Origin of the sequence: Schleiferilactobacillus shenzhenensis LY-73 (assembly GCF_000469325.1) — a bacterium.
GTDB classification, from domain to species: Bacteria; Bacillota; Bacilli; order Lactobacillales; family Lactobacillaceae; genus Schleiferilactobacillus; species Schleiferilactobacillus shenzhenensis.
Genome location: NZ_KI271615.1, coordinates 794 through 9,579 on the forward strand (window position 1 = coordinate 794; position 8,786 = coordinate 9,579).

At 58.6% G+C, this 8,786-nt stretch carries 9 protein-coding genes; 5 read left to right on the forward strand and 4 right to left on the reverse strand.

Translation table 11 applies throughout. The features are described from left to right. The first annotated feature begins 113 nt into the window (after positions 1 to 113). Entirely contained in the window at positions 114 to 896 is a 783-nt protein-coding gene (locus L248_RS14200) for a threonine/serine exporter family protein (RefSeq protein WP_040537039.1), read from the forward strand. A gap of 34 nt (positions 897 to 930) precedes the next feature. Then, positions 931 to 1,401: a threonine/serine exporter family protein gene (locus L248_RS14205; RefSeq protein ID WP_022530958.1), complete on the forward strand. Its 471-nt coding sequence runs from the start codon at positions 931 to 933 to the stop codon at positions 1,399 to 1,401. A gap of 503 nt (positions 1,402 to 1,904) precedes the next feature. Here the strand turns inward: L248_RS14205 and L248_RS14210 are convergent. The 4 genes from L248_RS14210 to L248_RS14225 all read right to left on the reverse strand — a co-directional run bounded on the left by L248_RS14210 (position 1,905) and on the right by L248_RS14225 (position 5,840). Next, complete coding sequence (locus tag L248_RS14210; RefSeq protein ID WP_022530959.1) at positions 1,905 to 3,026, reverse strand: NAD(P)-dependent alcohol dehydrogenase; 1,122 nt, start codon at positions 3,024 to 3,026, stop codon at positions 1,905 to 1,907. 194 nt (positions 3,027 to 3,220) lie between these two features. Further along, entirely contained in the window at positions 3,221 to 4,051 is an 831-nt protein-coding gene (locus tag L248_RS14215) for an alpha/beta hydrolase (RefSeq protein WP_052000093.1), read from the reverse strand. Between the two features lie 43 nt (positions 4,052 to 4,094). Next, positions 4,095 to 5,522 (reverse strand): PTS transporter subunit EIIC, encoded by a 1,428-nt coding sequence (locus tag L248_RS15465; protein ID WP_022530961.1) that lies wholly within the window; start codon positions 5,520 to 5,522, stop codon positions 4,095 to 4,097. A gap of 24 nt (positions 5,523 to 5,546) precedes the next feature. Then, entirely contained in the window at positions 5,547 to 5,840 is a 294-nt protein-coding gene (locus L248_RS14225; RefSeq protein ID WP_040537040.1) for a hypothetical protein, read from the reverse strand. A gap of 113 nt (positions 5,841 to 5,953) precedes the next feature. Here L248_RS14225 and deoC point away from each other — a divergent pair, with 113 nt between their 5' ends. From deoC to deoD, 3 genes are read left to right on the forward strand one after another with little or no spacing between them, the layout of a single operon-like run. Then, positions 5,954 to 6,613, forward strand: coding sequence for a deoxyribose-phosphate aldolase (gene deoC / locus L248_RS14230; protein ID WP_040537041.1), 660 nt, complete (start codon positions 5,954 to 5,956; stop codon positions 6,611 to 6,613). 4 nt (positions 6,614 to 6,617) lie between these two features. Beyond that, entirely contained in the window at positions 6,618 to 7,844 is a 1,227-nt protein-coding gene (locus tag L248_RS14235; protein ID WP_022530964.1) for a phosphopentomutase, read from the forward strand. Positions 7,845 to 7,871: 27 nt separating this feature from the next. Further along, on the forward strand, positions 7,872 to 8,579 hold the full coding sequence (gene deoD / locus L248_RS14240; protein ID WP_022530965.1) for a purine-nucleoside phosphorylase: 708 nt from the start codon (positions 7,872 to 7,874) through the stop codon (positions 8,577 to 8,579). Positions 8,580 to 8,786: the final 207 nt, after the last annotated feature.

Genomic DNA, 8,786 nt, shown 5'->3' on the forward strand with positions numbered 1-8,786 from the left:
GAAGACATTCACTGGTTGGTGGATGTCTTTTTTTCTGCCTAAAAAGCATACTGCGGCTTTACAAGCTTGTAGGAAGCCCGTATTCTAAAGCTAATATACATTGAGAAAGCAGGATAACGATGGAGGTTCAACGACGGCAAGTTGCTAACTACATGGAACAGGTGATGGATGCCTGTATTCTCGCTGGTCGGCTCATGATTGCCAATGGTTCGGAAATGTACCGGGTAGAGGACACCATGCGCCGAATCGCCCAAAATGCCGGCATCAAACATCCAGTGATCTTCACCACACCGACGGGCATCTTCGTCGGCTTGCGGGATCGGCCGCTGACGTCATTGGGTACGGTCACGCAGCGGGTACTGAACATTGAGAAGATCAGCCGCGTGAATAACCTGAGTAGAGAGTTCGCCGCTGGGAAAATCGATTTTGATCAGCTGTATGCGCGCTTGCGGGACGTTGATGAAGGAACCCCGACCTTTCCGTTATGGTTGCAATGTGTCGGGGCCGCTGTCGCCAGTGCGTTGTTGATGATCATCTTCGCCGGCCAGTACGATTGGTGGGATATGCCCCTATCAGCCGTTGCCGGAACGGCGGGATACTTGGTCCAATATTACTTGGGTCGATTCACCAAGGTGTATTTCATCACCCAAACCGTCGCGGCGCTGGCCGTGGGCCTCGTCGCGTTCTATGGCGTCCGGCTGGGGCTGGGCCATTCGATCGATAACATCATGCTGGGCGGAGTCATGCCGCTGGTCCCGGGGGTGGCGCTGACCACGTCCATCCGGGACCTGCTGGCAGGAGACTTGCTCAGCGGTATTGCCCGCGGCGTCGAAGCCATTCTGAGTGCGGTGGCCATCGGCGTGGGCATCGCGATGATCTTCCGTTTTCTCATGTAGCCGCACCACCGCAGAGTTAAGAAAGGAACGCGTCATGCCGATTTGGTTACAATTTATCGCCCAAGCCGGGCTCAGCTTTTTTGCCACGGTGGCTTTTGCCCTGTGTATCAACGTTCCTCGGCGGGCCCTCATTCCCTGCGGCTGGTCTGGTCTACTGGGCTGGATGGTGTACTGGGTCCTGTGGGAGTTGGGTACCGGCCGCATGCTGGCGAACGCCGCCGGGGCAGTTGTCCTAGCGTTCTCCGGTGTGCTCTTCGCCCGCCGCTACAAGATGCCGGCGATTATCTTTAATATTCCCGGCCTCTTCCCCCTGGTGCCTGGGGCGACGGCGTATCAAGCGGTGCGGGAGCTGGTTCTGGGCCACATTGATCAATCCATGCGGCTGGTGGTGCGCGTCTCCCTCGTAGCCGGATCCATCGCTGTCGGCTTCATGCTGGCCCAGCTGTTGGGCGAATTCTACAATCAATACCTGCGTGCCCGCTGGCGGTACCGCCACCGCACTTGAACCCGGCAGTCAGCCGTGCTATCGTAACAGTGTGCGATGAGTCGAGTAGCGGCGCAGTAATGCGCCAACGCTGCCAGGATATCAGCCCTTGAATGGGCACTGCCGGATTGCAGGATATTTCCAGTTAGGGTTGTGGAGCCCGCTGGTTATCATGCGCAAGCATGGTACTGGTCACAAGCAGCACCCCGTGGGCGAGCCCATTGGGTGCTGCTTTTTTGTGCAGAGGGCGGAGCAGAGCGGTTAGAAGCGTACGCCTAGCGCAGAATCAGAGAAAAACCCGGGCTTAGGTTTTACTCTGATTCTGCGCTAGGCGCTAGCTTCTGCTCTGCTCCGCCCGTTTTTGTATGGCGCTTGCTTGTGTAGGTCCCCCTTTCTGCTCTATTTCGCCCATTTGGCAACCGCCGGCCACCAGCACCGTGTCACTTTCAGCAATCACCAGTCCCCACCCACAAGAAAAGCCCCGCATCCCGCGGGGCCTTTCTCACTGCTGTTATTGTATTCTGTTAGTTGCCCGGAACGTAGTCTTCGTCAATGATCAGCACCGGCTTGATGGTCTTGCCGGAGCGGGAATCAGCGTTGGCTTCGTTGATCTGGTCGAACTTGTAGAACTTCTCAGTCTTGTCGAAGTCGAACATGCCCATCTGGTAGAACTTGATCAGGCGAGGAATGTCGATCTGAGGAATGGAGTCGCCCATGTTGACGCCGACGATCTTCTTGTCGTCTACGCACAGGTCGGTCCAGGTGTCGACATCGATGTGGTTCTTGGTCACGGCGATGGTGGCCGTAGTACCGCCTTGGGCCAGGGCCTTGATGGAGTCTTCCATCACGGCGGTAACGCCGGTGGTGTCGACTGCCCAGTTCACGCCGCGGCCGTCGGTCAGGTCTTGGATAGCCTTGACAACGTCGATGCCCTTGCTGTTGATGACGTCGGTGGCGCCCAGTTCCTTGGCCAGGGCCAGGCGGGAATCAACGATGTCGATACCGATGACCTTGGTGCAGCCGGCGATGCGGCCAGCCATCATGGCGGCCAAGCCGACGGCACCGGTGCCGAAGACGGCAATCGTGTCGCCGGGCTTCGGCTTCAGCGTATTCAGGACCGTGCCCGAGCCGGTCACATAGCCGCAACCCAGCGGTCCGAGCATGCGCAGATCCAAGTCCTTCGGCACCTTGACCGCGTTGCGTTCCCGCACCACGGTGGTCGTCGTGAAGGAGCTTTGGTCGAACATGTCCGCGACCGGCTTACCGTTCTCGGTGAAGTGGGCACTGCCGTCCGGCCGGGTGCCAGACAGGTTATTGTGGGCGTAGTTCAAGCATTGCGTGGGAATACCCTTCAGGCAGTTCTCACAGTTGCCGCAGGCGTAGAAACTGAGGACGACGTGGTCGCCGGGCTGGAATTGGGTGACTTCGGGGCCGACTTTCTCCACGATACCGGAGCCTTCGTGGCCCAGGATAATGGGATAGCCGATAACGGCGTCGCCGATACGCAAGGCTTCGTCGGAGTGACAAATCCCGGAGGCGACCATATGGATCTGCAGGTCATCCGGCCCCATGGGCGCTAACTCAACGTCGTCGCGAATCTGCCAATCAGCATTCTGTTTATCAACAATGGCTGCTTTGATTTTCAAAATACATGCACTCTCCTTTTGTGATACTTCACACTATTAGTATGACGGCCGCTGAATCCGCTGTCAATAACCAATTTGCGTGACGTTTCACCAAGGTGGCTCGTCAACGCTGCCCCGGTGACAAACATACTCCTTGGAAGACAATTAAAATGGCCATTGAGACATTCCCTCAATGACCATCAACTGCGCTCCCATTACTTTTTCTGACTGCTGCTGCTGGCGCTCGGCTGGGTGGGATTCCCCCGGGTCCCGGGCCGATTCTGATTCGGGTTCGTCAGCATGTACTGCTGAATATAGCCGACGATCTCCCGGTTCTGGGGCAGGTCCGAGTGCTGGCTGTTGTCGCCAGTGACGTTGATCAGCGTGTACTGGCGCACCTGGTCCTGGTAGACGTACTTGCCGGCTTCCACCGACTCTACCGGCACGATGCCGTCGTCTGAGTAATTCTCCGTACCGGCGATGCTCCACATGCGCAAGTCCTTGGGCAGTGCACTCTTATCCTTGATCATGTCGGACAGAATTTCCGTCCGGTTGGCAATATTCTTTTCAGAAAGGTTATAAGGCGTCCCAATGGTCATCAGCTTATTGATCGTCAGGTCGTCCTGGTCCAGGTATTTCTCCAAGTACAGGGTATAGATCAAGCCGCCGTTGGAGTGGCCGATACCGACAAAGTTGTTGAACCGGTACCGCTTCTGCAGCCAGGTCATGGCGATGCTGAACCAGCGAGCCTGTTTCTTGATGTTGCTGTAGCCGTCCTTGTTGTTCTCGAAGCCGACCACGATGAACGGCTCGTTGTCGCCGGGGCTGATTTTCCCCGTAGTGGAAAGCGAATCATCCGTCTTCACCGTGATTTTGAAGTAGCTGTGCCCGGTGGAGCGGCTGTTCAGTTCCTTGATCAGGGCGTCGAACCGATTCTGGGTGGCGCTGGAGCCGGGGATGAAGATCACCGGGGCCATCCGCGAGTTGTGGATGACCCGGGCATTGGCCACAGCCACTTTCTGAAAATTATAGGCCGGGATCGCCATGGCAATCACCAAGAGCAGTGCGGCGACGAGGCCGATCAGGACCTTAGTACGACTCGGTCTTCTTGACAGCTGCGCGCGCTCTTGCGGGGAGTACTTCTTGGCCACTGAGCTTCGCCTCCTCTCGCTGCTGCGCCGGCAAGGTGCCGGCCAGTGTCTGGAGCCAGACGAGATTATCGATGTGAATGAAGGGGATGTAGACCAGCAGACCCGCCGCGAAGGCCACCACACTGGTCACCAGCGCGGCCCAGCTGCCGTTCGTCCCCAAGAAGGCAGTGAGAAAACCCGGCGCGGTGTTGAACGTGGAATAGACCACCGGCGGCGTCCAGCCCAGCCGAATCGCCGTCCAGCCGACGAACATGCTGACGAGCGGCGCCAGCAGATACGGCACGATATAGATGGGATTGAAGAGCACCGGGAAGCCGACTAGCCCAATGTCGTTGAAATTCATCAGGGTAGGGAACAGACTCCACCATGCGACCCGCCGCCGGTCCGGCTGGCGGGACAGGAAGATAATGGCCACCACTAAGACCAGCATCATCCCGTTGCCGCCCATCGACCCGTAGACATCATAGATGGTATGGAAGGTGACCGGATGCGGAATATTGCTCAGCGACCCGGCCTTCAGCGCTGCCGACAGATTATCCGTGGATTGCTGGGAATCCACCGTCAGCTGGGAGAAAGGCGACAACGGCCCGGACAAGCCGACCACGTTCAAGATGTTGTTCCACAGCGTGATCGCCATGATCGTCACGATGGCATGAGAAAACGCCCAGCGCGGCAACGCAATGGCGTACAGGACCAAGCCGGCGAAGCCGTCCTGACCGCTGAGGCCGATCAAGAACGACAAGCCGACGCTGGCCGCCAGCACCATGCCGGCGGGGAAGATGGCGTGCAGCCCGCGGGTCACGAAGGTTTCTTCCTCCCAGGTAATCGCCCGGTGCTGCCAATGCCCGGCGACCCAAGAGAAGAACCGGTAGCCCTGGGTGGCCATCAGGCCGACCAATAGGCCGATGAACAGGTTGTGCACCCCGCCGCCGTTATTCGACAGCGAGCCGGCGATGTTCAACCGGTTCAGTCCGGTGAGGAAGTTCACTTGTAAGATCATCGCGGCCAGCAGTGCCACCCAGCCCACGATGCCGTCGTTCAGCTGATATAGCCGGGCTAAGTACTTGGCGAAGAGAAAAGCCGCGATGAACATACTGAAGTTGATCGTGATGTCGCTTAAGGAGTTCATTACGGTGCCCACACTGCGGGCCCCCGGCCACCAGTCGGCAAAGTGATAAATATTATAGAAGAAGCCGTTGGCCATGAACACACTGCGGCTCACGGCTTGGAGCAGCGACCCGATCACCACGAAGGGCAGCAGGCTGCCCAACGTGTGGGTCACCGCAATGTAGAGTTTCTTTTGGCGTATGGCTGCCTGGATCCGCATGTACCGGCCCACCAGCCAATTTTCTAACGGACTGAGCATTCGCGTCCGCCCCTTTCTGCCGCATTAATAATGAATCGTGACGATGGTGTCGCCGGAAGGAATATCGTTATCCCCGACACGCATGGTAAAATGGGGGAAAAGGCGACGCAGCTCACGGGTCCAGCCAGCGAGCCGGGCGGTGATCTCCTGCCCGGTCATACCGGTCTGGGTCAGGCCCAGCTGGGGCCAAAGCCAATTCTGGGGCAGGGTGAACTCCTGCTCGCCGTTCTGGTAGGCCAATACCAGGCCCGCCAGGCGTTGGGCGCCGGTACTGAAGCCGGCCAGAAGCGCTGTCTGCGTCGTTGATAAATGCAGCATGGTACCCATCTCCTTGGGTCTATTGTACTGTTTTTACAGCAAAAAATGGCACCCAAAGTGTCGCCCAAACTGTGACTTTTCGGTGTCTGCCGCGCGAAAGGAAGAAAATCAACATGGATAAACCATTGGCTAAATACCTCGATCATACATTGCTCAAACCGGACGCCACCGAAGACCAGGTGACTCGGGTCATCGCTGAGGCGAAGCACTACCACTTTGCGTCGGTCTGCATCAACCCGTACTGGGTCAAGCTGACTCACCAGGAACTGGTCGGCACGGACGTCAACGCCTGCACCGTCATCGGCTTCCCCCTGGGGGCCACGACCACGGCCAGCAAGGTGGCCGAGAGCCAGCAGGCACTGGCGGACGGGGCCGACGAGCTGGATATGGTTCTGAATATCGGCGAACTGAAGGCTGGTCATAAAGAAGCTGTCCAAGCCGACATCAAGGCGGTGGCTGAGGCCGCCCACGCTGGTCACGGCCTGCTCAAGGTGATTATCGAAGCGGTGCTGCTCACCGACGAGGAGAAAGTGACCGCCTGCCAGCTGGCCGAAGCCGCCGGTGCCGATTACGTGAAGACCTCGACCGGCTTTGCCAGCGGCGGCGCCACCGTTCACGATGTCGCCCTCATGCGCCAGACGGTGGGCGACCGGCTGGGCGTCAAGGCTGCTGGCGGGATCCACACCAAGGCCGATGCCCTGGCCATGATCAAGGCCGGCGCGTCCCGCATCGGGGCCAGCGCATCAGTGGCCATTGTGACGACGGAGGACTGAGCCAATGACAGCAGAAAAGAATTTCGTTAACGACGTTAAGAAGTACCAGCGGGTCTTTGTTATCGTGCTGGATTCCATCGGCATCGGCGAAGCGCCGGACGCCGCCAAGTTCGGCGACGTGGGCAGCGATACCCTGGGCCATATCGGCGATTTCTTCCAGGGCCACCTGGCCCTGCCGACGATGGCCGCTCTGGGCTTGAGCAACATCCGGCCGGACAAGCCGATTGCGGGCGTGCCTGTTCAAGAAAAGCCCCTGGGTTACTTCGGCAAGATGGCCGAAGTCTCTGCCGGCAAGGACAGCATGGACGGTCACTGGGAGATGATGGGCCTGCCCGTCACCGAACCGCTGGGCTACTTCCCCCACGGCTTCCCGGATGAACTGATCAAGAAAATCGAAGACTTCGCGCACCGTCACGTCATCGTCAACAAGCCCTATTCCGGCACTGAGGTGATCCACGATTACGGCGAAGAACAGATGAAGACGGGCGACTTGATCGTCTACACTTCCGGCGACTCGGTGCTCCAAATCGCCGCCCATACGGACGTCATTCCGCTGAAAGAACTCTACCGGATCTGTGAATACGCCCGCCAGATCACCATCGACCAGCCTTACCGCATCGGCCGCATCATTGCTCGGCCGTACAGCGGCCCCGACAAGGACCACTTCGTCCGCAGCAGCGACCGTCACGATTACGCCCTGCCGCCAACCGCCGCGACCGATTTGGACCGGCTGCAGCAAGCTGGTTACACCACCTTGGGCATCGGCAAGATCAACGACATCTTCTCCGGTCAAGGGATCACCAAAGGCTGGCACAATGAATCCAACATGGACGGCATGGACCATGTCTTCCACGCCGTTCAAGACGAGGACTTCACCGGGTTTGCCTTCGCCAACCTGGTGGACTTCGACGCCATGTACGGCCACCGGCGCAACCCCCAGGGGGACGGTGAGGCCTTAGAAGCCGTCGACGCCCGCTTGGGTGAGCTGCTGCCGGTGCTGCGCGCCACCGATTTGCTGATGATCACCGCCGACCACGGCAACGATCCCACCTTCAAGGGCACCGACCACACCCGCGAATATGTACCGCTGCTGGCCTATTCCCCCAGCATGACCAGTTTCGGCAGCCTCGGCATCCGCTCGCCCTTCGCCGACCTGGGCGCCACCATCCTCGACAACTTCAACGTGGCCGGCAACGGTATCGGCCGCAGTTTCCTTTCTGACCTCGTCTAATTCAATGAGAAAGCAGGCAAACACGAAATGAGTACCCATATTGCAGCCAAACCCGGCGACATCGCCGACATCGTCTTGCTCCCCGGCGACCCGATTCGGGCCGAGTATATTGCCCAGAACTTCTTGACTGATGCCACCCGTTATAATACCGTCCGCAACGCTTGGGGCTTCACCGGCGAATACGCTGGCACCCGCATCTCTGTGCAGGCCACCGGCATGGGCATCCCGTCCATCAGTATCTACGTGAACGAGCTGATCAATGACTATAATGTCCACACCCTGATCCGCGTCGGCACTGCCGGCAGTATCGACCCCGACGTCAACGTGCGCGACATTGTGCTGGCCCAGGGCGCCTCCACGGATTCCGCCGTGGTCGATCACACCTTCAGCGACCGCATCCATTACGCCCCGCTGGCCGACTTCGACCTGCTGGACAAGGCTTACCACGCCGCTAAGGACGCCGGTTATTCGGTCCACGTGGGCAATGTGCTCAGCGAGGACCAGTTCTACGCCGAGGGCAAGGACTTCCCTCTGTGGCAGCAATACGGGATCAAGGCCCTGGAGATGGAGTGCGCCGCACTTTACCTCATCGCCGCTAAGTACAATCGACGGGCATTGGGCGTCCTAACCATTTCCAACAACATTCTCACGGGGGAAGAAACCACCGCCGAGGAACGGGCCCATACCTTCAGCGACATGATGCACGTGGCGCTGACGGCGGCCACGGGCGTGTAGTCCCCGGATATTTTCAGAAAATCAGCGTATAATAAAGAGGCCGAGAAGAGGCTCGGACAAGACTAAACTGTATGGCAAATCGGCGCTCCGCACGCTTGGCGAAATTGGCTGGAACGTGGTGGGCACGGCTTGAAGCCTTTTAGCAAAGATCGCTAAAAGTCTCCAAGACCGGCCTCATTCTAGGCGGCAAAGCCGCCAAGAATGATT

What these genes read in the sequence shown, in the direction of transcription:
- deoC (WP_040537041.1), top strand. Translation starts at nt 5,954, where the DNA reads ATGGATAAACCATTGGCTAAATACCTCGATCATACATTGCTCAAACCG.
- L248_RS15465 (WP_022530961.1), bottom strand. Translation starts at nt 5,522, where the DNA reads ATGCTCAGTCCGTTAGAAAATTGGCTGGTGGGCCGGTACATGCGGATC.
- L248_RS14235 (WP_022530964.1), top strand. Translation starts at nt 6,618, where the DNA reads ATGACAGCAGAAAAGAATTTCGTTAACGACGTTAAGAAGTACCAGCGG.
- deoD (WP_022530965.1), top strand. Translation starts at nt 7,872, where the DNA reads ATGAGTACCCATATTGCAGCCAAACCCGGCGACATCGCCGACATCGTC.
- L248_RS14205 (WP_022530958.1), top strand. Translation starts at nt 931, where the DNA reads ATGCCGATTTGGTTACAATTTATCGCCCAAGCCGGGCTCAGCTTTTTT.
- L248_RS14225 (WP_040537040.1), bottom strand. Translation starts at nt 5,840, where the DNA reads ATGCTGCATTTATCAACGACGCAGACAGCGCTTCTGGCCGGCTTCAGT.
- L248_RS14215 (WP_052000093.1), bottom strand. Translation starts at nt 4,051, where the DNA reads ATGGCGATCCCGGCCTATAATTTTCAGAAAGTGGCTGTGGCCAATGCC.